A 22,870-nucleotide genomic window follows, 5' to 3' on the forward strand; every position below is an offset into this window, starting at 1 on the left:
CATGCCCCGGCGGCCTGCGCTGATTGCGACCGACGTCGACGGAACGTTGACCCGGGCGGGAAAGCTGGACCCAGCGGCGCTGGCGGCGATCGCCCGCCTGGTCGCCGCCGGGGTCGCGGTGGTGCCGGTGTCGGGACGGCCCGCGGGTGAAGTCACGGGGCTTTGTCGCTACCTGCCCGGCGTCACCCGCGGGCTGGCGGAGAACGGCCTGCTCGAGGTGATCCCGGACCGGGCGCCGCGCTGGCTCGGCAAACCGACCGACAAGCCGCGGCTTCGCCAGGTCGGCGAGCGCCTCAACGCCGAGCACGCGGCCGCGCTGCGGCTCACCGGCGACGACTTCTGCCGCCTGGGCGACATCGCCTACGAACGCGACGGCCGCGACGAGGCCGAGCTGGTGCGCCTGCGCGACCTGGCGGCCGAGATGGGGGTCCACCTCGTGTGGTCGAACGTGCATGTGCACCTCGCCGAATCGGTGCCCGACAAGGGGGCGGCGGTCCTGCAGATGGCCGCCGAGCACGGGCTCGACCCGCGGGCGATCGTGACGATCGGCGACGCACCCAACGACGCGGGCCTGTTCGTCGGCGGCCGCTTCGGCGCCACCGTGGGGACCGCCGACATCGCCGGGCAGTTGCAATACCTGCCGGAGGCGCCGCAATACATCACGGGGGCCCGCGAGGGCGCGGGGTTCGTCGAGATGGCCGAGGCCGTCCTGGCGGCGCTGGCCGGCGGGGCGTGAGACCACGGCGAACACAATTTCGGGGGCGCCTGAAACCAGGCGCATGTTGCGGATGTCGCAAGCCTCTACCGCGCGGTCCATGGGACGCGGGCGCGCTGCGGGAGTCCGCGGCGATCGCACCGCTTTCGTGCTATGCCGCGAGGCGTAAGGCCCGGACATGCTGAGTTCGCCCGCCCCCACGAGGAACCGTCCGTCGCGTCGTTCGCTGCTGCTCCTGATGCAGCTCTTCGCCACGCTCGCGCTCGGCTGTCAGGCCAGCGCGGGCGGCTTCGAGAAGAAGGCTGCCGCGGACGCCGAGGTCGTCGAGCAGCCGAGCCCCGTCGTCGTCGGCACCGTCGAGCGCGGCGCGATCACGGCGACGATCTCCGCCGCGAGCACGATCGAGGCCGAACGCCAGGTCACCGTCAACGCCGAGTCGGTCGGGCGCCTCGTCGACCTGTCGGTCGAAGAGGGCGACCAGGTCAAGGAAGGCCAGGTGCTGGCGAGGATCCGCTTCGACGCCCAGGCCAACTCGCTGCTGCGCGCCAACACCTCGCTGGCCAAGGCTCAGACCGACTTCCAGCGCATCGAGCAGCTCTACAACGAGCGCGTGCTCGGCCACGAGGAGTATCAGAAGGCCCGCAACCAGCTCGACATCGCCGAGCTCGACCTGCGCGACCGCACCCGCGAGATGAAGAACACCAAGGTGACCGCGCCGTTCTCCGGCACGATCACCCAGCGCAAGGTCACCGAGGGCGGCTTCGTCACCAACGGGGCCGAGCTGCTGCAGATCACCGACTTCAACACCCTGGTCGCCCGCGTGTTCGTGCCCGAGAAGGAGCTCGACCGCGTCAAGGTCGGGCAAGAGGCGCTGGTGGTCGGCAAGGCCGCCAAGGGCCGCAAGGGCGTCGGCAGGGTCCTGCGGATCTCGCCGACCGTCGACGCCGGCACCGGCACGGTGAAGATGACCGTCGCGCTGCCGCAGGAGCTGGCCGGCGGCCAGGGCTTTTTGCCCGGCATGTACGCCGAGGTCACGCTCACCGTCGACCACCGCCAGGACGTCGCGCTGGTGCCGAAGGGGGCGATCGTCCACGACGAGGAGCAGACCTACGTGTTCGTGCCGGAGGCCGACAAGGCCCGGCGCGTGCGCGTCGAGCTCGGCCTGCAGGACGCCGAGCGGGTCGAGATCCTCAAGGGCCTCGCGGCCGGCGAGGCGGTGATCGTCGCCGGGCAGACGGGCCTGAAGGACGGGGCGAAGATCGTCCGCGTCGACGCGCAGGGCCGGCCCGAGGGCGAGGCCAAGCCCGCCGAGGCGAAGGTCGAAGACGCGAAGGCCGAAGACACGAAGTCCGCCACCAAGGAGAACTGAGCCGTGGAGCCCGTTCGTCCGGAGTCCGGCGACCTCCAGTTGGCGGCCCGAGCCCGCGAGATGGAGCGCTACCGCTTCACGGTCACGCGGCCGGTCGCGGTGTTGATGGTGTTCCTCGCGGTGGTGGTGTTCGGCGCGTTCAGCATCCGACTGCTGCCGCTGAACCTGATGCCCGACATCAGTTATCCGCGCCTGACGGTCCGCACCGAGTACCCCGGCGCGGCCCCGGCAGAGGTCGAGAACAATGTTTCTCGGCCCATGGAGGAGATCCTGGGGGTGGTCACGGGGCTGACGCGCATCGACTCGGTGTCGCGCGGCGGCTACAGCGACGTGATCCTCGAGTTCGCCTGGGACACCGACATGGACGAGGCGAACCAGGACGTCCTCGAGAAGATCGACGCGATCAAGCCGACGCTGCCGACCGAGATCAAGCAGCCGCTGCTGCTGCGCTACGACCCGACGCTCGACCCGGTGCTGACGCTGTCGATCCACTCTCCGAGCGGCGCGACCGAGGACGACGCGTTCGCCGGCACGTCCGGGCTCAAGTACCTGCGGCGGATCGCCGACCGCGACATCCGCCGCCTGCTCGAGCCGCTCGAGGGCGTCGCCGCGGTCAAGGTCAAGGGCGGCCTCGAGGAGGAGATCGAGGTCCGGCTCGACGAGGACCAGCTGCGCCGCACCAACATCAACATCGACACGGTGATCAAGCGGCTGCAGGCGGAGAACATCAACCTCGCCGGCGGCAGCATGCGCGACGGGCGGACGCGCTACCTGGTGCGCACGGTCAACGAGTTCCGCGACCTCGACGACATCCGCGAGCTGGTGGTCGTCTCGCGCGACGGCAAGGACATCAAGCTGCGCGACCTCGCCGAGGTCCGCAGCGGCTTCAAGGACCGCGACGTGATCACCCGGGTCGACGGCCGCGAGGCGGTCGAGATCGAGGTGCACAAGGAGGCCGACGCCAACATCGTCGACATGGCGGCGCGCGTCACCGCGGCGGTCGAGAGCCGCGTGCAGCCGAAGATCCTCAAGGAGTACGGGGCCGAGGTCGACATCCTCACCGACCGCTCGAAGTTCATCGAGTCGAGCATCGACGAGGTCCGCGGCACCGCGCTGTCGGGCGGCATCCTCGCGGTCATCATCCTGTTCCTGTTCCTGCGCGACGTGAAGACCACGCTGATCGTCGCCGTCTCGATCCCGATCTCGGTGCTCGTCACCTTCGCCCCGCTCAACATCGCCGGGGTCTCGCTCAACATCATGAGCCTGGGCGGCCTGGCGCTCGGCATCGGCATGCTGGTCGACAACTCGATCGTGGTGCTGGAGTCGATCCACCGCTGCAAGGAGGAGGGCGACGACTACATCCGCGCGACCGTGCGCGGCGTGTCCGAGGTCGGCAGCGCGGTCGTCTCGTCGACCCTCACCACCGTGGCGGTGTTCTTCCCGATGGTGTTCGTCGAGGGCATCGCCGGGCAGATGTTCGGCGACCTCGGCCTCACGGTGGTGTTCAGCCTGCTGGCCTCGCTGGCGGTGGCGCTGTTCCTGATCCCGATGCTGGCGTCGCGCCCGTTCGTCGGCGGGCCGCCGAACAACCAGGCGCCCGAGGTCGGGTTCTGGCGCTCGCTCGGGCGCCTGTGGCTCGGCTGGGAGTCGCTGCGCGACCTCCGGCGGGCGATCCGCCCGCGCTGGTGGTGGATCACGCTGGTGCCGATCGTCTACGGCCTGCTGCGCTTCGTCCTCCACTTCGTGTTCGAGCTGCTGGCCAAGTTCTTCACCGCGCTGTTCCTGCTGTTCAGCTTCGTCGCGGTGCGCGGCGTGGTGCTGTTCGGCTGGCTGATCAGCTGGCCGCTGGTCCCGGTGCTGTGGCTGTTCGACGGGCTGCTGCGCCTGCTCGAGCGGGGCTACCCGGTGCTGATCCGCTGGAGCCTGCGCAACCGCTTCGTCGTCTACGCGCTGACCCTGGCGTCCGGCGCGGCGACGCTGTGGGCGGCCCCGCGGCTCGACACCGAGCTGATCCCCGAGCTGCACCAGGGCGAGTTCACGGTCGAGATGAGCCTGCCGGTCGGCACGCCGCTGCTCGCCACCAACGAGACCACCGCGCCGCTCGAGCGCCAGCTGCTGGCCGGCATCCCCGACCTGCGCACGCTGATCACCACGATCGGCAGCCAGCGCGACTCGAGCGAGTCGGGCGAGCGCGGCGAGCACACCGCCCGCCTGCGCGTGGCGCTCGGCGAGAAGCGGGCCGCGCCGGGGGCGCCGAAGGAGTCTGAAGGGACAGGTCCTGAAGGACCTGGCGAAAAGGGCGAGTCTGAAGGGGCAGGTCCCGAGGAGCAGGCGGCTCCGGCCCCGCCGGCGAAGAAGATCGACCCGGCGGCGGCCGAGGAGGCGGCGCTGGCGGTGATCCGGCCGCTGCTCCAGGGGGTGCCGGACGCGATCGTGCACGTGACGCGGCCGGTGCTGTTCTCGTTCGCCACGCCGATCGAGGTCCAGGTGCGCGGCTACGAGCTGGACGAGCTGGCCGAGGCGACGGGCAAGGTGCGCGACGAGCTGGCGGGCATCGCCGACCTGCGCGACGTCAAGTCGTCGATCCTGCCGGGCAGCCCGGAGGTCCAGATCGTCTACAACCGCGACGCGCTGGCCCGCCTCAACCTCGACATCCGTTCGGTCGCCGAGCTGGTGCGCAACAAGGTCCAGGGCTACGAGGCCACCAAGTTCAACCGCAAGGACCGCAAGATCCCCGTGCGGGTGAGGCTGAAGGACATCGACACCGCCACGGTGCGCGAGCTGGAGGACCTGGTGGTCAACCCCGGGCAGCTGCGGCCGGTGCCGCTGTCGGCGGTCGCCGAGATCACGCTCGGGCGCGGGCCCAACGAGATCCGTCGCATCGGTCAACAGCGGGTCGGTCTGGTCACGGCCAACCTGGCCGGCTCGGGCCTCGGCAGCGCGGCGCGCGAGATCGACGAGAAGCTGACCAAGCTCAGCCTGCCGGCCGGGGTGACGACGGCGGTGACCGGGCAGAGCGAGGAGTGGGAGACCTCGTCGCGCTCGCTGTACCTGGCGCTCGGGCTGTCGATCTTCCTCGTCTACGTGATCATGGCCTCGCAGTTCGAGAGCCTGCTGTACCCGCTGATCATCCTGATCTCGATCCCGCTGGCGCTGGTCGGGGTGGTCTGGACGCTGCTGCTGCTCGATGTGCCGGTCAGCGTGCTGGTGATCCTCGGGCTCATCTTGCTGGCGGGCATCGTCGTCAACAACGCGATCGTGCTGGTCGACTACACCGGCCAGCTCAAGGAGCGCGGGCACGGCACCGACGAGGCGCTGGCGCTGGCCGGGCAGGTGCGGCTGCGGCCGATCCTCATGACGACGCTGACGACCGTGCTCGGCCTGGTGCCGATGGCGCTGGGGCTCGGCGACGGCGCCGAGCTGCGCACGCCGATGGCGATCACCGTGATCGCAGGCCTGAGCTTCTCGACGCTGCTGACGCTGGTCGTCATCCCGACGATCTACGCGGGGGTCGACCGCCTGTTCGGCGGCGGCGTGCCGGAGTCGCGCGAGGTGGCGCTGCTGCGGGAGGTGCGGGCGGTGACGCCGGAGCAGCTGGCGTCCGAGGTCGAGGGCGCGAAGCATGACTGACCCGTCCCACCGGCCCATGGTCCGCGACAACGGCATGGTCCACCTGTCGCTGGTGCGGCCGGTGACGATGTTGATGGCGCTGCTCAGCGCGGTGGTGATCGGGGTGGTCGCGCTGGTGGGGATCCCCATCGAGCTGATCCCGTCGGGCTTCTCGCCGCCGTTCCTGATGATCGAGGTGCCGTACCCGAACGCGACGGCGCAGGACGTCGAGGACCGGATCACGCGGCCGCTCGAGCAGTCGCTGGCGACCACGCCGGCGCTCGAGGAGATCAGCGCGACGTCGCGGGCCGACCGGGCCAGCGTGACGCTGGTGTTCGAGGGCGACACGGACATGGACATCGCCTACCGCGAGGTCCGCGACCGGGTCGCGCGCGCGCGGCCGGAGCTGCCGAGCGACGTGCAGCGGGTGCGGATCCAGAAGCAGTCGGGCGCGGGCATCCCGGTGGCCTTCTACGGCGTGACCTGGGACGAGTCGGTCGAGCTGCCGCGCGACAAGCTGCAGAAGCACCTGGTCCGCGCGGTCGAGCGCATCGACGGGGTCGCGTTCGTCAACCTGTGGGGCAAGGAGGATCGCGAGATCCGCATCGAGCTCAACCGGCCGCTCGCCGAGGCGGCCGGGGTCAACATCTTCACGCTGGCGCAGAAGTTGTCGCAGGCCAACTTCAACCTCGCCAGCGGGGAGATCCGCGACCCCGACGGGCGCTTCGTGGTCCGCTCGCTCGCGACCTACCAGACGGTCCAGCAGCTCGAGGACACGATCGTCGGGCAGAAGAACCTGCGGCTCAAGGACATCGCCGAGGTCGTCTACGACTACCCGGAGAGCGACCGCATCGACCGCTTCAACGGGCGGCCGTCGATGGTGATGTTCGTGCTCAAGGAGTCGCAGGCCAACACGGTCGAGGTGTGCGACAAGATCCGCGCGGCGGTCGCTGCGGCCTCGCGCGAGCCGGCGCTGGCCGGCTTCGAGATCAAGGACTTCTTCATCCAGGGCGACGCGATCCGCTACTCGCTCAACCAGGTGACCAGCTCGGGCCTGCAGGGCGGGGTGCTGGCGATCGTGGTGCTGCTGTTCTTCCTGCGCCGGGTCCGCCTGACGCTGCTGATCGCGGCCTCGATCCCGCTGTCGATCTTCCTGTCGCTGCCGGTGATGTACTTCCTCGGGCAGTCGATCAACATCATCTCGCTGCTCGGGCTGATGATCTGCGTCGGCCTGGTGGTCGACAACTCGGTGGTGGTGGCCGAGAACATCGACCGCTACCGCGAGCGCGGGATGGGCCCGTACGCGGCGGCGCTGCACGGGGCGTCGGAGGTGGCGCTGCCGATCACGCTGGCGACGCTGACGACGATGATCGTGTTCGCGCCGGCGGCGCTGCTCAGCTCGGGGCCGACGCAGTTCTTCATGATCCGCATGGTCACGCCGGTGTGCGTGTCGCTGCTGGCCAGCCTGTTCGTGGCGCTGGTGCTGGTGCCGATGACCAGCGCCCTGGCCCTCGGGACAGCCGACCCGCTGCGCCGCGGCGGCCGCTGGCGCGCGGTGCTGGCGGTCGACGCCTGGTGGAAGGCGTGGATGGGCCGCGCGTACACGGCCACGCTCGGGCGGGTCAACGCGTGGTACGGGGCGCTCCTGCGCGCGAGCCTGCGCCGGCGCGTCGACGTGGTGGTGCCGTCGCTGCTGATGCTGGTGGCGACCTGCGCGATCCCGATGCAGCACGTCAAGTTCTCGAGCGGCGAGAACATGGGCACGCGCAACTTCTGGGCCAACTACTCGATGCCGTCGGACGTGACCACGGCCGAGGCCGAGGCGTTCTTCCTCGACGTCGAGAGGTCGATCGCCGAGGTCAAGGACGAGTACCGGATCGCCGGGCAGTACATCGGCTTCGACGGCAGCTTCGCCCAGGTGCAGGTGTTCTTCGAGCCGCAGACCCCCGGGGAGCGCCCGTTCAACGAGGTGCGCCAGGAGGTCTACGACAAGATGCCCAATCGGCCAGGTTGGGTGAAGGAGGCGCGCTTCGGCGGGGCCGACGGCGGCCAGGACAACACGTTCATGGTCACGCTGTACGGCGACGACCACCACTCGGTGCAGGAGGCCCGCGAGGCGCTGCAGGCGGCGCTGCTGCAGCAGTCGGGGGTGGTCGGGGTGTCGAACCGCGGGGCCGACGCGGTGCGGCGCGACGAGCTGGCGCTGGCGGTCGACCGAACGATGACCGAGCGGTTCGGGATCCCCGCCGGCAACATCGCCAGCTCGATCGCCTACGCGATCCGCGGGCAGGTGCTGCCGCGGTTCCAGAGCGCCACGGAGGACCGCGAGATCGAGGTCCGGATCCGCTACCGCAAGGAGGACCGCGAGCAGCTCGGCGAGCTGCTCGAGTTCAAGATCCCGAGCGAGAAGAAGCCGGACTCGGTGGTGCCGGTGCGGGTGCTGACCGAGATGACGGTGCAGAAGGGCGACCAGGCGCTGGTCCGCAACGACAAGCGGGTCGCGGCGCTGATCCGGCTCGAGCTCGCCGCCGAGGACCGCCTGGCGACCGAGGACCGGCTGCGCAAGTTCATCGCCGGCTACCGCCTGCCGGCCGGGATCAGCTTCGACGCCGACCAGGCGATGCGCGAGAGCGACGACCTGCGCAACGACATGGTCGGGGCGATGATCCTGTCGACGGCGTTCATCTTCCTGGTGATGGGCTTCCTGTTCGAGAGCTTCATCCTGCCGATGAGCGTGCTTCCGTCGATCCCGCTGTCGTTCATCGGCGTGTGGTGGTTCCTGATGATCACCGGCTCGCCGATCGACGCGCTGGCGGTGATCGGGATCTTGCTGCTGCTCGGGGTGGTGGTGAACAACGGGATCGTCCTGGTCGACTTCATCAACAGCGCGCGCGCCTCGGGCCTGTCGCGCGAGGAGGCGATCGTCCAGGCCGGCATGCAGCGGTTCCGGCCGATCCTGATGACCGCGCTGACGACCGTGGGCGGCATGATCCCGCTCGCGTTCACGACCCCCAACGGCGAGGGCCTCGACTACGGGCCGTTCGGCAAGACGCTCGTCGGGGGTATGACCACCGCGACGGTGCTGACGCTGGTGGTGGTGCCGGTGGCCTACACGTACTTCGACGACCTCCGGGTCGCCGCCGACGAGTGGGCCCGGCGGGTGCTGTGGCGCAGGCGCTGAACAGTGATAATTTTCCGGCTCGGAGAGGTGTCTCATGAGCCAGGTTCTCAGGATCGCCGCCGGCCTCGGCGCGCTCGCGCTCGCGGCGCTGACGGCCTGCCCGTTCCCCCGCGCGACGCAGAGGCCGATGCGCGCGATGCAGATCCTCGCGCACGCCGGCGAGCGCAGCGACACGGTGGCGATCCTGCTGCAGGGCCACGGCGACGCGCCGCAGCGCTTCATCGACCACGGGTTCGTGGCGCTGCTCGAGGCGGCGGGGGTCGACGTGGTCCTGGCCGACGCGCACTCCGGCTACTACGCCGACCGCACGGCGGAGGCGCGGATCTACGAGGACATCGTCGCGCCGGCTCGCGCGGCCGGGTACGCGCGCGTGTGGCTGGTGGGCATCTCGATGGGCGGGATGGGGGCGCTGTGGACGACGTCGATGCACCCCGGCGCGGTCGACGGGGTGGTGTTGCTGGCGCCGTACCTCGGGCGCCGGCGCACGCTGCGAGCGATCGAGAAGGTCGGGGTGGCGGCGTGGCAGCCTCCGGCCGAGCCGGGCAAGTGGGACCAGGAGATCTGGCGCTGGCTCAAGCAGGCGAGCGTGACGCAGAACCCGCCGATCTACCTCGGCTACGGGATCCACGACGGCGACCGCGGGCGGATGATGCTGGGGCAGCTGCTGCCGCGCGAGCACGTGTTCACGCGCCCGGGCGGGCACGACTGGCAGACGTGGACCGAGCTGTGGCACCTGATGACGCCGAAGGTGCCGTGGCGCGGCGAGGACCCGCGAGTCGACGGCGCGGGCCCGGTGCTGCGCACTGCCGACGAGCTGTGCCGCGACCAGGGCTTCGACTTCGCCTACGACCCGGCCGCGGTGCCGAAGGAGGGCAACGCGGAGCTGGCGTGCGGCTTCGGGCCGGGCACCGATTGCGTGCCGGAGACCAGCGACGCCTACTGCGACGGCGCGGCGATGGTCGCCTGCGAGCGCGGCAAGCTGACCGCGACGAACTGCGTCCTGCACTGCCGCACCGTCGGCGACCCGGAAGGATCGCCGCGCGACACCGGTCGCTGTGCGATCCGCAGGGACGAGGCGGCCTGCGTCTGCTGCGACCACGGCGATCCCGGCTGCGGGCTGTGAACGTGCCGGCGTCCGGCGGTTCGGCGGATCGCGGCGAGATCGCGCCTGGCGGTCCCGAGTCGTAGGCTCGATCGCACATGGCCCGTGAACCGATCCCCTCGTATTACTTCGCGCTCGTGGTGGTTCGCCGCGCGGACCGCTTCCTGGTCGTTCGCGAGACCAAGCACGGTCAGCTGTGGTACCTGCCGGCCGGGCGCGTCGAGCCGGGCGAGCCGCTGTTCGAGGGGGCCGTGCGCGAGGTGCTCGAAGAGACAGGTGTGCCGGTCGAGCTGACCGGCGTGCTGCGGGTCGAGCACACCGCCCACGCCGACATGACGCGGGTTCGGGTGTTCCTGACGGCGGCGCCGGTCGACGCGCGGCCGCCGAAGTCGCACGCCGACGAGCACTCGCTCGAGGCCCGGTGGGTCACGCTGGCCGAGCTGCGCGCGCTGCCGCTGCGCGGCAAGGAGGTGTACGAGCTGTTCGCGGCGGTCGAGCGCGGGCTGCCGGCGTACCCGCTGTCGCTGATCACGCCCGAGGGCGCGCCGTGGCGGTGAGGTTCGTGAGGCGGCGGCGCCACAGCAGGAGCAGCGTCGCCAGGAGGCTGGCCTGACAGACATGTACGAAGAGCCAGCCGCCGCGGGCGAACACGGTCGGGGCGGCGGCGGTGTCGCGGCCGAGCTCGAGCTCGACCACGAGGTGTTCGGGCGCGACCGGGGCGTCGACGCTGGCGGCGCGCAGCGGCGTGGTGGCGACGACGCGGCCGGCGCGGTCGACGAGCGAGCTCGGGCCGGAGTTGACGGCGCGGAGCACGGGGATCCGGTGCTCGACGGCGCGGAACTGCGACAGCGCGAGGTGCTGCCACGGCTCGGCGGTGGGGCCGAACCAGGTGTCGTTGGTGAGGTTGACGAACGCCGCGATGCCGCCCGGCTGGGCCGCGACGGCGCGGGCGTAGCCGGCGAGCACGTCCTCGTAGCAGACGAGCGGGCCGAGGGCGATCGGCTCGGCGTCGCTGCCGGCCGGGCCGGGGACGACGACGAGGCGCGCCGGCCCGTCGCCGCGGAAGTTGTGGGCCATGCCGGGCACGAGTCCCTTGGCCCACGCCGGATCGACGAGCGGGATCTCCTCGCCGAGCGGCACGAGGTAGACCTTGTCGTAGCGGCCGAGGATCTGGCCGTCGGCGGCCATGTTGAGCACCGAGTTGTAGCCGTAGAGGTCGCTGTCGGCGGCGGTGCCGGCCCCGAACAGGGTCGGTAGCGCGTGGCGCCGGAGCACGCGGTCGTCGTCGCTGAAGTCGCGCTCGAACGGGCGGTTCAGGGTCCACGGGAACATGTTCTCCGGCCACACGACGAGCGCCGCGCCCTCGGCCTCGGCGCGGGCCGAGGGCTCGCGCAGGCGCTCCAGCTTGGCCTGGCGGTCGAACCACAGCAGCGGGATGTTGGGCTGCACGAGGCCGACGGCGACGGTGCGGGTGGTCTCGCCGGCGAGCGCGTCGATGCGCCAGCGCCCGAGCGTCGTGGTGACGAGCGGGATCAGCAGCGCCAGCGCGCAGGCCCGCAGCCGGGCCGGGCCGCGCGTGCGCCAGGCCTCGGCCAGGAGGACGCCGGACAGCAGCATCAGCACCTCGACGAGCGCGACGCCGCCGAGCTCGGCGGCCTGAATCGCCGCCGGGCGCCCGGCCAGGCCCATCGCCAGCGAGAACGGGAACACGGCCGGCCAGGCCCACCACAGCCCGGGGAGCGCGAGGGACAGGACCCAAGGGGCATGTCTTGAGGGACCTGTCCACATGGACACGAGGGCGGCCCACGCGGCCAGCGGCGCGGCGGTCCACGCGGCGAACGCGGCGAACAGGGGCAGGCACAGCCACACGTCGAGCTCGCCGAAGGTGTGGAGGAGGTCGATCATCCAGGGGTAGCCGATCGCGCCCATGACGACGCCGGCGACCAGGCCGAGGCGCACGGCCGCGCGCCAGCTCGGGGCGTCGCGAGCGGCGAGCCACAGCGGCGCGATCGCGACCCAGGCCAGCTCGGGCAGGCCGCGCGGCGGGAAGGAGGCGGCCAGGAGGGCGCCGCTCCCGGCGGCGGCCAGCAGGCGGAGCGTCGGCGCGCGGAGGGTCGGCACAGGCGACATCTAACCGCGTCGCGGCCCGCGTGCAACCGCGCCTTGACTGGCGGGGCCGGGCGGATAGCCTGTGTGACCCTCGGAGGCGCCATGCCGAAGCTGAATGCCATCCTCGCGGTCGAGAAGGGCCGCCGGACGGAGCTCCACACGCTCATCACCAGCCTGCACAAGTCGACGCAGCAGCCGTCGCTGATGACGGGCCACCACAAGAAGTTCACGCCGCGGCGCGAGGACGGCGAGACGTTCCCGGACGACTCGCAGGTGGTGCAGTTGACCTACGAAGCCGCGATCAAGGACATCACGGGGGCGCTGGTGTCGCTGCTCGACACGGTCGCCACCAAGGACTGGTCGAACTGCGAGGCGCGCGCCGACGTGGTGGTCGACGGCAAGGTGTTCCTGCCGCAGGTGCCGGTGACGTTCCTGCTGTTCCTCGAGAAGGAGCTGCACGACCTGCAGACCTTCATCGAGAAGATGGTCGAGCTCGACCCGGCCGAGCGCTGGTCGTACGACGCCGGCACGGGGCTGCACCAGAGCGACCCGGTGCAGACGCAGAAGACCAAGAAGGAGCAGCGGCCGATCGTGCTGTACCACGCGACGGAGCACCACCCGGCGCAGACGCAGCTCATCACCGAGGACGTGGTCGTCGGTCACTGGACCACGATCAAGCGCAGCGGGGCGATCCCCCGCCCGCGCAAGAAGGCGCTGCTCGAGCGGATCACCAGGCTCGAGGAGGCGGTCAAGTTCGCCCGCGAGCGCGCCAATTCGATCGAGGCCGTCGAGGTCACCGCCGGCCGGCGGATCCTCGACTTCATCTTCGAGGGCGTCCAGGCCGAGGGCCCGGTGAAGAAGTAACCACCGCCGCGCGGACCCCATTCGCACGAAGGAGGCCACGAGTTCCCACCAGGGAGACAAGCTCAAGCTGGAGTTCAAGCTCACCACGCAAACGCGGAGCCATGAAGGTTCGAGTCCTTCCCCCGACATTCACGACCCCTCGCGGGTCGCCTCGCGCCGGGGTGGCGAAAGGGTAGACGCACCCTCGTAGGAGGGCGGTCTCCGCGGCGCTCAAGCTCAACTTCTCTCCCAAACTCAAGCAGGTCGGACGCCGCTCTCTCGACGCCCAGCCACACCCCGACTCGAGATGCCGGTTAGATTCCGGCCTGGCACGCCAATCGTATGTGCCGGTGGTCCAACGTCAAGACGCGGGTCTTCAGATCTAAGGGCTGGAAAATGCCGTGAGCGACGAAATCCGACCCCGCGGGCGCAAGTGCTGCCGCACCCAGTCCCGCGGACCCCAGGGGCCCCAGAGTAGGCTACACTCTGGGGCTCCGCCTATTTGGTCGCCCGCGTGCCGGTCGCTTCGGACATGTCGTTCGGAGCATGCCCAGGATAGCATGTCCTATTGAGCATGTCGATCAAGGCAGGTATGGGATGACCCTGGCGGTGCCGTTGACGAGCTCGAGGCTGTAGACCTGGCCGTCTGGCCCCGCGGCCAGGTCGAGCACGACCTCCTGCGTGCCGTGGAGGTAGAGACGCGCGCCCGTGGGGTCGTAGCGGCCGACGGCGTACTTGAAGTCGAAGTCCGTGCTGTGTTGCCAGGCGACGAAGGCTCCGCCGGCCGGCATGGCCACGACGTCGACCGCGAACAGGTCCTTCGCCCACGTCAGCTCGTCGTCGCGCCACCACTGCAGCGTCCCCGCGGCGTCGAACTGGGCCAGGGCGGCGATCTCGAACGGGGCGGGCGTGCCGGGCATCTTCTGGCTCATGACGACGAGGAGGCCGCCGGACGGCGTCTCGACCGCTCGGGGCGACGCGAGCCGACGCGGCGACGCGAGCTCGCGGCGCCACAGCAGCGCGCCTTGCGGATCGAGGGCGTCGACGATCAGGGCGGCGGGCGTGGTGCCGACGACGTGGAGCGTGCCGTCGGCCGCGATCGCGGCGTGCTCGTAGCCGATGTCCGAGGGCGAACCCGGCGGGGCAACGTGCGACCAGCGGAGCGCGCCGTCGCGGTCGAACACGTGGATCCCGTTGTGCGCCTCGAACACGACGATGTCGCCGCCCGGCGCGAGCAGGACCTGCTGCGGGGCGAAGCCGAGAGCGGGGTAGTCCTGGGTCCACAGCATCTCGCCTGTGGCTGTGTGGCGAGCGAGCCAGATGTGCCTCGTCGCGGCCACGTCGAAGCCGGTGCTGACGATGTCGCCGTCGCTCGCGACGGCCACGGCCATGCGCGGTCGCAGCGGTCCGTCGGTGTAGGTCCACGCGGTGGGTCCCTCGGGCGCGAGGGGGACCAGCTCGAGCCACGGGTTCCCGGCGAGCACCAGCGCGTCGGCGCCGGCGCCCGCCAGCGCGCCGTCGAGGACGGCGAGATTGACGGTCCAGGCTTCGCCGACCCAGACGGGGAGGGAGGGGGTGCCGCGGCCCGTGGTGCAGTCGGGCAGACAGCCGTCGTCCGGCTCGCGATTGCCGTCGTCGCAGCCCTCGCCGCGATCGAGCTCGCCGTCGCCGCACGGGTCGTCCGGAGCCGCGGTGGTCGCCGTATCCTCTTCTTCGCTCGGGGGGATCGGCTGCGGCGCGCTCGTGGTCGACGGCGGGACGTCGGGGGCGCTCGTGGTCGCGTCGTCGGGGGCGCCGGTGTCGCTCGCGCCGTCCTCACTGTCCGATGCGACATGTCGATCGGTACATGCGTCAAGGAACAGGGAAGCGAGCAGGGGCAGCCACGGCGACGAGGGGCGAGCGGAGGCGAGGCGGGCGAGCATGGCGACGGGCCGCGCAGGCGCGGGCTCACTCCGAGTGATGACGCCGGGCCTGCGATGCGCAAACGCGGGAGGACGGGTCGATCACACCCGGGCCCGATCGTCGGAGGTCCGGCGCAGAAACGCGCGGAGATCGCGCGATGCGTCGATTCGCGATCGCGCGGATTGGAGCCGCTGTTTTGCCGCGTCCTCGCGACCCATCAATGACGGTGAAATGGCGGCGAGTCGAACCTCGAGAGGAGCGAGCGATCGTCGGCGTTGCGGTGCGCGTGGTGATCGTTGTATGGTCCGCTCGCGTGTCTGCTGCGTCCCCCCGCTCCGTGATTCGCCCCCGCGTGCTGCCGCGTGCGCGCAAGGTCCAGAAAGTCCCGTTCGTCGAGCTGTACGCCGGTCGCCTGCAAGGGGTGGTCTCGAGCGGGTCCGACCAGGATCGGGTGTACGTCTCGTACTTCGAGGCGGGGAGCGGCAACTTCTATTGTAGTACGAACAACAATCGCCCGTGCGGCGGCCTGCGGGGCTCGCCGTGCAAGCACCTGGTGGAGCTCCTCAACGAGGGGGTGCTGCAGTACGGGGCGGCGCGGGTGATCGCGTATTTGGGCCTGCAGGCCGAGCCCGACAAGGTGAAGTCGGGCGGCGAACTGCTCCGCCACATCAAGGGCGGGCCGCACAAGGTCGAGGCCGGAATGGTGTTCAGCCGCTTCCTCACCTATCTGCAATACGTCAGCGTGGCGCCGACCGGCGTGCCGCTGCCCGACATGGCCTGGTTCGTGCGCTGATGCCGTTGCACCCACTTCACGGCCCTCCGGGCCTGCTCGATCTGAAGAGTGTTCCCGAGCCGGTGACGCACACCGCCGGGCTGCTGGCGCAGCTCGACGAGGTGTTCGAGTCCGGGTTCGGCAGGTTGTCGAGCGCCAACTTGCAGACGCTGGCGTCGCTGGCGAGCAGCTTCGCCGGCACGCCGCTGGCCGAGCCGCTGCAGGCGGCGATCGCCGGGCTCGGGCGCTCCGAGTTCGTCGACCGGCACTTCGCCGTGATCGCGGCCGCGCGGGCGGCGGCGCACGGGGCGATGCACGACGCGCTGGTGGCCCAGGCCTGCGCGGCGCTGTCGCGGCCGCGGCCGGAGCTCGAGGTGTTCGCGGCCGCGCCGGCGCAGGAGGCCCCGCCGCGGGCGGCGGTGCTGCTCGAGAGCGTGCGCCAGTGGTTGATGGAGCTGGCGATCGCCGGCTTCGCCAACCTCGAAGTCGGGGCGCTGCTGCCGTTCCAGGCCACGCTCGACGCGATCATGGCCGAGCCGGCGCTGGTGCGGCACGCGGCGCTGCTGAGCGGCTTCCTCGACGAGCTCCTGACGGTGTTCCCGGCGCACGGCAAGCCGGAGGTGCCGCGGCTGCGGTGGGTCGACTTGTGGGCGCGCTCGATGGTGCTGTCGCTGGCCCCGCCGGCGCCGGTGGCCACGCGCGAGGTCAAGGGCGAGCTGCGGGTGTTCGCCACCGACCTGCGGCAGCACGATCACGTGGTGTGCCTGGTCGCCTTCGGCGCGCTGCACGAGCCGGGCAAGCCGCCGCGGGTGGTGCGGACCAGCGTGTCGGCGTTCAAGGTCGACGTGCTGCAGGGCGAGGACCTCGCGGGGCTGCTCAACGAGGTCGGCGGCAAGCTGCTCGAGGCGATCGCGGGCGGGCAGGGGCTGAAGATCGCGGGCATGCTGCTGCACGCGACCGGCGACCTGGTATGGCAGGAGTCGCGCGCGGAGGTGCTGCCGGCGAAGTTGAAGCTGGCCGAAGAGGCAGCCGCGGTGTTGACGACACCGACGGCGCTGCGGCCGAGCGCGCGGCCCGAGGACCGGCACCCGGCGGTCATCGAAGAGCTGGTGTGGTTGCCGGCCGAGGCCTACGCGGCGACAGGCAAGGAGCCGCGCGAGGTGTCGCTCGGAGGCTCGCCGTTCCCGCTGGCGTCCGAGCGCGTGCCCGTCAGCGACGATCTGCCGCTCGCCGAGCTCGCGGGCAGCAAGGGGCTGGTGGCGCTGCTGCGGTTCGACGGCGGGCGCTGGTCGCTGCAGCCGGTGATGATCGACAAGGGCAAGCCGCGGATGGTCGGCACGAGCCTGCAGTCGGCGCGCGCGAAGGCCAGGGGCGGCAACCTGGCGACCCTCAAGGAGCGCGCCGGCAAGCTGCTGCGCAAGAAGAGCTGACGTATGACCGCCGGCGACACGGAGCTGATGCAGCGGGCCCGTCAGGGGCTCTACTGGCGGTTGATGTCGGCCCTGTTCGAGCAGGGCGACGCGGCGCCGAACCTCGAGACGCTGGCGCGCGAGCTGGCGCAGACGAGCGACCTGCCCTCCGAATTGCTCGACCCCAAGGTGACGGTCGACGTGCTCGTGCATCGCTTCCCGAAGCTGAAGCCCGAGTTCTCGCGGCCGCTGCCCGGCTTTTCTCCACGGCCCTCCGGGCCTGAGGGCTTTTCTCCACGGCCCTCCGGGCCTGAGGGCTCTGCTGCACGGCCCTCCGGGCCTGAGGGCGAATCGTCCGGGCCCGAGGGCGAGGCGTCGCAGCGGGCGGAGGCGCCGACCGATCTGAAGGGGACGGTGCAGCGGGCGCTGGTGGTCTCGAAGCTGCTGCTGAACGCGTTCGGGCCCAACACGCAGGGCTCGGTGACGGCGCAGCAGTACGGGGCGTGGGCCCGCGACGTCGAGTGGCTCGAGGGCGCGCTCGGCTTGCCGCCGGGTTCGCTGCGGCAGAGCGGTCGCAGCGGTGGGCACGGCTCGGGGCCGCCGTCGGGCGGGGGCGGCGAGGCGACGCGGCCGCCGATCGGCGACGAGGAGCTCAAGGCCGGGCTGGCGACGCTCGAGGCCGACATGATCCACCGCATGGATCTGCGCGAGGTCCTGAAGGACCCCGTGCTGTGCGAGCGGCTGGCGCCGTCGATGGCGCTGCTCGAGCAGATCCTGTGGGACAAGGGCAACCTCAGCGGGCCGGCGCTGCAGAACGCGAAGCGGCTGATCGCCCGCTACGTCGACGAATTGTCGAAGGTGCTGAAGCTGCAGATGCGCCAGGTGACGTCGCGGGTGCACGACAACCGGGTGCCGCCGCGGCGGATCTTCCGCAACCTCGACATGAAGCGGACGGTCTGGAAGAACCTGACCAACTGGGACCCGAAGGAGCGCCGGCTGTACGTCGACCGGCTGTTCTTCCGCCGCACCGGCAAGAAGAGCCTGCCGACGAAGCTCATCATCATCGTCGACCAGTCGGGCTCGATGACGTCGGCGATGGTGCAGACGACGATCCTGGCCTCGATCTTCGCCGCGCTGCCGAAGGTGATCGTCCACCTGTTCGCGTTCGACACCCGCGTCATCGACCTGACGCCGTACGTGCACGACCCGGTCGAGACGCTGCTGCGGACCAAGCTCGGCGGCGGCAACGACATGCGGCTGGCGCTCGACCTGGCGGCGCCGTGCATCGATTCGCCGCAGAACACCGCGGTGGTCGTGATCTCCGACTTCTACGACTGGAGCGACTTCTTCTCGGTGCTGCGCCAGTGGAAGGAGTCGGGCTGTCACTTGATCCCGGTCGGGTCGCTGCACACGACCGGGTATTTCTCGGTCAACCCCGAGTACAGCGCGAAGTTCAAGGCGATCGGCGCGCCGGTCCTCAGCGGCAGCCCCAAGAAGCTGATCGAGCAGATCAAAAAGGTGATGTAGTCGCCATGGCGAAGAAGATCTCTACCCCCGCGAACATTGAATCCGCCGCGCCCGCGCCCGCGACCGCCGCCGCGTCCAGCGAGACCAAGCTGCGCATGCCGGCCGAGGAGAAGTACGCGGCCGAGCTGGCGTACCTGGCGAGCGTCGACAAGGACCCGCGGCCGTTCGCGTGGCGGCTGTCGCCGCGGATGATCCGCACGTTCATCCTCGGAGCTGGCCCGGGGGACAGCTTCGACCGGCCGATCGCGCAGAAGTTCTTCGGCGACGCGTCGCTGGTCGAGCGCGCGATCGTGACGCTGGCGTCGGACCGCGGCCTGCTGCTCATCGGCGACCCGGGCACCGGCAAGAGCTGGCTGGCGGAGCTGCTGGCGGCGGCGACCTCGGGCAACTCGACGCACGTGGTCCAGGGCACGGCCGGCACCACCGAGGACCACATCAAGTACTCGTGGAACGTGGCGATGGTGATCGCGGGCGGGCAGTCGCGCGAGTCGATGATCCCGTCGCCGATCATGACGGCGATGCAGCGCGGCGAGATGGGTCGCTTCGAGGAGCTGACCCGCTGCGGCTCCGACGTGCAGGACGCGCTGATCTCGATCCTGTCGGAGAAGTACATCACCATCCCCGAGCTGCGCGGCGACGAGAGCGTGGTCTACGCCAAGCCGGGCTTCAACATGATCGCCACCGCCAACAGCCGCGACCGCGGGGTCAACGAGCTGTCGACGGCGCTCAAGCGGCGCTTCAACTTCGTCACGATCCCGATCGTCACCAACAAGAAGTCGGAGAAGGAGATCGTGCTGTTCCGGACGCGCGAGCTGATGGCCCGCCACACGATCTCGGTCGACGTGCCGCCGACGATGCTCGACATCCTGCTGCAGACGTTCGCCGACCTGCGCGAGGCGACCGCCAACACGGCGTCGGAGGACCAGCGGCTCGAGTCGTCGCTGTCGACGGCGGAGCAGATCGGCGTGCTGGAGGACGCGCTGCTGCACAGCAACTTCTTCGGCGACAAGGCGCTGCAGCCGGGCACGCTGGCCCGGTCGCTGGTCGGCACGCTGGTCCGCCGCGTGCCCGAGGACGTGTCGATCCTCAACAAGTTCTGGCACGCCAGCGCGACCGAGACCGAGGGCGTGAAGAAGCGCAAGAAGGGCGAGGAGGCGGCCACGTCCGCGGCGCCGAAAAGTGACAAGTCGCCCGAGTGGGAGGCCTTCGTCGCCGGCGGCAAGCAGGCGCTGACGTCGTTCAAGTAGGCGGTACCGCGTGACCTCGATCCTCGACCCAGCCCTCCTCGACCCGGCGCTGCAGGCCCTCCGCACGCAGCTCGAAGCGGCGGCGGCGGCGTTCGCCGGCGACTCGGCGCACCTCGGGGCGCTGCTGCGCGCGATGATCGAGGACGTGCAGCGCGCGACCGCGGAGCCGGTCGAGGTGTTCCCGGTCAAGCACCACTCGCCGGCGTCGGCCCTGCACATGCTGCGACGCCTGCGAGCGCGCGCGCCCAAGGTGATCTACATGGAGGGCTGCGAGGATCTCAATGCCTCGCTCGCCGGGCTGCACCACTGCCGCTTCCCGGTCGCGCTGCAGGCGTACGCGCCCGAGGCCCCGGCGTTCCCGGTCGACTGGACGCCGCTCAACGTGGTGCTGCCGCTCACCGAGTTCTCCGCCGAGTACCAGGCGATCGCGTATTGCCTGCAGAACCCGGGCACGAAGCTGGTGTTCGTCGACCGCTCGGTCGACCACGTGTTCCAGTGGATGCCGCGCGGCGGCCCTCCGCCGGGCTCGGACGACGAGGCCGACGACGGCGGCGCCGAGCCGGAGGAGGCCGAGGCCGAGGCGGGCGAGGGCGAGAGCGCAGGCAACACCGGCAACCTGCACGGCGGCGCTGTCGGGCTGCAGATCGGGGCGATGCAGCCGACGTTCGGCGATTTCCTCGACGTGCTGCTGCGCAACGCGAAGGTGCGCCACTACAGCGAGTGGTGGACGCAATACGTCGAGGGGCCGACGCTGGCCTGCGACTACGGGACCTACCGCCAGGTGTTCTTCCTGGTCGGCTCGTTGCTGCGACGGATCGGGATCACCGAGAAGGACCGCGTCGCGGACTGCGAGCGCGAGCGCTACATGTGGACGCGGATCCGCGAGCACATGAAGGCGCACGCGATCGACCCGCGCGAGGCGATGTACGTGTGCGGGGCGATCCACGCGGTCTCGCCGATCCCCGAGTTCGGCTCGAAGGGCACCGCCTGGACGGTGCCGGCGAAGACGCCGACGCAGTGGTTCTACGGCGTGGTGCCCTCGAGCTACGCGGCGATCGAGCGGCAGTTCAGCTTGCCCGCCGGCGAGATCTCGATCGCGCAGTCAATGTGGGACAAGGGGCTGCAGGCGCTCGACCTCAAGCCGTTTAAAATAGAAGCCGAGAAGAAAGAGTCGGAGAACAAGCCGACGGTGCGCAAGAAGGCGGCGGCGCCAGCCGCCGCGAGCGCGCCGGTCGACGTGGTGCCGGCGGCGGTGAGTGGTGCGGGGCTGCGCGACTTCCTGACGCGACCGCCGACCTTCGTCGCGGCCGACGACGAGCAGCTGATGCGCTGGTGCGTCGAGATCGTCCGGCTGGCGCGCAAGAACGGCTACACATCGTCGACCGCCGACACGATAGCGATCCTGCACACGGCGACGCTGCTGGCGCGGCTGCGCGACCGACCGCACCCGTCGCCGTACGACTTCCAGGACGCTGCCGTGACGTGCCTCGAGAAAGATCGCGTGCCCGGCCGGCGCGACGTGCGGCGGCTGTGCCAGATCTTGCTCGGCGGCGACCGCCTCGGCCGGGTCGGCTACGAGTCGCTGCCGCCGCTGGCGCAGGACGTGTACGACCGCCTGGCGGTGCTCGGCGTCAATCTGAAGTCGAGCCGTATCGAGCGAGCCCTGCTCGACATCCAGGGCCGGCCCGAATTGCTGCCGGCGTCCGATCTGCTGTGGCGCCTGCGCTACCTCGGCGCGGGCGTGCGGCCGATCATGGGCGAGCGCACGCTCGGCCACAAGCCGAAGCAGGAGTCGTGGGACATCGAGATCGGCAAGCACCAGAGCTCGCTGATCCAGCTCGGCTACGAGGGCCTGACGATCGAGCAGGTGCTCGAGAAGCGGCTCAAGGCCAAGGCGTTCGAGGCGACGTCGCGGGCCGCGAAGGCGCTCGAGGCGGCCGAGGACAGCGTGCTGTACCTGCGCAGCGGCCGGCTCACGCGCGAGCTGGGGCTGCGCGCGACGGAGCTGCTGCGCGCGGAGCTCGGGGGCAACGACGCGCCGGAGATCTTCCAGCGCGTGCGCGGGCTGGTCCACTACTACCGCACGCTGGGGATGCCGGACTGGATCAAGGACTTCGTGTCCACGGGCTATCGCCATTACGCGACGCTGCTACCGACGGCGTTCACCGACCGCGGGACGGCGCCGCGCCAGCTGGCGGCGATGCTGGCGTTCATCTTCACGCAGGAGGCGCTGGCGTTCTCGATGGGCTGCGAGCGCAGCCAGCTGCTGATCGCGGTGGCGCAGGCGGAGCCCGACGATCCGCCGAAGATCGCGCTGCGCTGGGCGGCGCAGTGGATCCTCGGCCAGCGCAGCGAGGACGAGATCCGCGCCGACTTCCAGCACCTGCTCCACAGCCAGTGGCTGCTGCCGGCGTTCCCCGAGTACATGGCGGGCTTCCTGCTCGCGCTCGAGTTCACGCCGCGGATCTCCCGGCTCGCGGTCGAGTTCCTCAGCCGCGCGTTCGCGGCCCTGCCCGACGAGGTGCTGGTGCCGTGGCTGCCGAAGCTGGTGGTCACGCTGCGACCGCTCGGCTCGGGGGTGATGCAGACGCTGGTCAAGGAGGCCGGTCTGGCGTTCCCGCGCGAGCTCGGCAAGCTCGAGGCGTGGGAGTTCGCGTGGGACCGCAGCGTGCCGGTGGCTCCTCCACCTGCTCCAAAGGCCAGGTCGGAGGTGAAGCCGGCCGCGGCGCTGGCGGTGGAGCGCTCGCCGGTGGAGCTGGCGGTGGCGACGCTGTTGCGCGCCGAGCCGGCGACGCTCGACGCGCTGGCGGGGCTGCTCGGCGTGGCGCCGACGTGGACGCCGCTGGCGGGCGCGCCGGAGGCCGCGACGGCGAGCGCAGCGGAGGCCGAGGCGGAGCCGGTCGCGGAGCCGGTGGCGAGCGCTGCCGATACGCCACTCGCGCAATTGCTCGCGGCCCACCCCGAGGCGCTGCAGGCCCTCGCGGCGCGCTTGCAGGCGCTCACGTGAGCGTGTCACGCTGAGGCCGTGCGAGGTCTGGGCGCGCGGTTGCTGATCGTCGGACTCGCCGGCTGCGCGAGCTCGCGG

Annotated in this window: 14 protein-coding genes; 12 read left to right on the forward strand and 2 right to left on the reverse strand. The window is 70.9% G+C overall.

All coding sequences use genetic code 11. The features are described 5' to 3' along the window. Window positions 1–46 precede the first annotated feature (46 nt). The 6 genes from K7C98_RS16445 to K7C98_RS16470 all read left to right on the forward strand — a co-directional run bounded on the left by K7C98_RS16445 (window position 47) and on the right by K7C98_RS16470 (window position 10,533). Window positions 47–736 carry a hypothetical protein gene (locus K7C98_RS16445; protein ID WP_346660290.1) on the forward strand — a complete coding sequence of 230 codons (690 nt, stop codon included), beginning with the start codon at window positions 47–49 and terminating at the stop codon, window positions 734–736. Between the two features lie 157 nt (window positions 737–893). Further along, a complete protein-coding gene (locus K7C98_RS16450; RefSeq protein WP_224192624.1) occupies window positions 894–2,084 on the forward strand; it encodes an efflux RND transporter periplasmic adaptor subunit in 1,191 nt (396 codons plus the stop codon). 3 nt (window positions 2,085–2,087) lie between these two features. Then, window positions 2,088–5,714, forward strand: coding sequence for an efflux RND transporter permease subunit (locus tag K7C98_RS16455; RefSeq protein WP_224192625.1), 3,627 nt, complete (start codon window positions 2,088–2,090; stop codon window positions 5,712–5,714). After that, window positions 5,707–8,874: an efflux RND transporter permease subunit gene (locus K7C98_RS16460; RefSeq protein WP_224192626.1), complete on the forward strand. Its 3,168-nt coding sequence runs from the start codon at window positions 5,707–5,709 to the stop codon at window positions 8,872–8,874. Before K7C98_RS16455 ends, K7C98_RS16460 begins: the two co-directional genes overlap by 8 nt. Window positions 8,875–8,908: 34 nt before the next feature. Further along, window positions 8,909–9,997, forward strand: a complete 1,089-nt coding sequence (locus K7C98_RS16465) for an alpha/beta hydrolase (protein ID WP_224192627.1) — start codon at window positions 8,909–8,911, stop codon at window positions 9,995–9,997. Window positions 9,998–10,074: 77 nt separating this feature from the next. Then, window positions 10,075–10,533 (forward strand): NUDIX domain-containing protein, encoded by a 459-nt coding sequence (locus K7C98_RS16470; RefSeq protein ID WP_224192628.1) that lies wholly within the window; start codon window positions 10,075–10,077, stop codon window positions 10,531–10,533. On the opposite strand, the gene lnt is transcribed toward K7C98_RS16470, so the two are convergent. Beyond that, the gene (lnt, locus tag K7C98_RS16475) at window positions 10,505–12,097 is read right to left on the reverse strand and encodes an apolipoprotein N-acyltransferase (protein WP_224192629.1); all 1,593 of its coding nucleotides are present in this window, start codon (window positions 12,095–12,097) and stop codon (window positions 10,505–10,507) included. The two genes, K7C98_RS16470 and lnt, sit on opposite strands and share 29 nt — an antisense overlap. Window positions 12,098–12,187: 90 nt before the next feature. Between lnt and K7C98_RS16480 the strand changes: the two genes are divergently transcribed. Continuing rightward, the gene (locus tag K7C98_RS16480; RefSeq protein ID WP_224192630.1) at window positions 12,188–12,949 is read left to right on the forward strand and encodes a hypothetical protein; all 762 of its coding nucleotides are present in this window, start codon (window positions 12,188–12,190) and stop codon (window positions 12,947–12,949) included. Window positions 12,950–13,509: 560 nt separating this feature from the next. Here the strand turns inward: K7C98_RS16480 and K7C98_RS16485 are convergent. Continuing rightward, window positions 13,510–14,850, reverse strand: a complete 1,341-nt coding sequence (locus K7C98_RS16485) for a PQQ-binding-like beta-propeller repeat protein (protein WP_224192631.1) — start codon at window positions 14,848–14,850, stop codon at window positions 13,510–13,512. A 317-nt stretch (window positions 14,851–15,167) separates the two neighbouring features. On the opposite strand from K7C98_RS16485, the gene K7C98_RS16490 reads away from it, so the two are divergent. The 5 genes from K7C98_RS16490 to K7C98_RS16510 all read left to right on the forward strand — a co-directional run bounded on the left by K7C98_RS16490 (window position 15,168) and on the right by K7C98_RS16510 (window position 22,792). Beyond that, window positions 15,168–15,623, forward strand: coding sequence for a hypothetical protein (locus K7C98_RS16490; RefSeq protein WP_224192632.1), 456 nt, complete (start codon window positions 15,168–15,170; stop codon window positions 15,621–15,623). Then, window positions 15,623–17,032, forward strand: a complete 1,410-nt coding sequence (locus K7C98_RS16495) for a hypothetical protein (RefSeq protein WP_224192633.1) — start codon at window positions 15,623–15,625, stop codon at window positions 17,030–17,032. Before K7C98_RS16490 ends, K7C98_RS16495 begins: the two co-directional genes overlap by 1 nt. A 3-nt stretch (window positions 17,033–17,035) precedes the next feature. Further along, on the forward strand, window positions 17,036–18,538 hold the full coding sequence (locus tag K7C98_RS16500) for a vWA domain-containing protein (protein WP_224192634.1): 1,503 nt from the start codon (window positions 17,036–17,038) through the stop codon (window positions 18,536–18,538). A 95-nt stretch (window positions 18,539–18,633) separates the two neighbouring features. Further along, the gene (locus tag K7C98_RS16505) at window positions 18,634–19,785 is read left to right on the forward strand and encodes an ATP-binding protein (protein ID WP_346660291.1); all 1,152 of its coding nucleotides are present in this window, start codon (window positions 18,634–18,636) and stop codon (window positions 19,783–19,785) included. A gap of 10 nt (window positions 19,786–19,795) precedes the next feature. Beyond that, the gene (locus tag K7C98_RS16510; RefSeq protein WP_224192636.1) at window positions 19,796–22,792 is read left to right on the forward strand and encodes a DUF5682 family protein; all 2,997 of its coding nucleotides are present in this window, start codon (window positions 19,796–19,798) and stop codon (window positions 22,790–22,792) included. Window positions 22,793–22,870 lie beyond the last annotated feature (78 nt).

This window comes from Nannocystis pusilla (genome assembly GCF_020073745.1).
In the GTDB taxonomy this organism is placed as follows: Bacteria; Myxococcota_A; Polyangia; order Nannocystales; family Nannocystaceae; genus Nannocystis; species Nannocystis radixulma.

Coding starts and splice junctions, on each gene's coding strand:
- K7C98_RS16505 (WP_346660291.1), top strand. CDS start 18,634: ATGCCGGCCGAGGAGAAGTACGCGGCCGAGCTGGCGTACCTGGCGAGC.
- K7C98_RS16495 (WP_224192633.1), top strand. CDS start 15,623: ATGCCGTTGCACCCACTTCACGGCCCTCCGGGCCTGCTCGATCTGAAG.
- K7C98_RS16480 (WP_224192630.1), top strand. CDS start 12,188: ATGCCGAAGCTGAATGCCATCCTCGCGGTCGAGAAGGGCCGCCGGACG.
- K7C98_RS16485 (WP_224192631.1), bottom strand. CDS start 14,850: ATGCTCGCCCGCCTCGCCTCCGCTCGCCCCTCGTCGCCGTGGCTGCCC.
- K7C98_RS16460 (WP_224192626.1), top strand. CDS start 5,707: ATGACTGACCCGTCCCACCGGCCCATGGTCCGCGACAACGGCATGGTC.
- K7C98_RS16465 (WP_224192627.1), top strand. CDS start 8,909: ATGAGCCAGGTTCTCAGGATCGCCGCCGGCCTCGGCGCGCTCGCGCTC.
- K7C98_RS16500 (WP_224192634.1), top strand. CDS start 17,036: ATGACCGCCGGCGACACGGAGCTGATGCAGCGGGCCCGTCAGGGGCTC.
- K7C98_RS16450 (WP_224192624.1), top strand. CDS start 894: ATGCTGAGTTCGCCCGCCCCCACGAGGAACCGTCCGTCGCGTCGTTCG.
- K7C98_RS16470 (WP_224192628.1), top strand. CDS start 10,075: ATGGCCCGTGAACCGATCCCCTCGTATTACTTCGCGCTCGTGGTGGTT.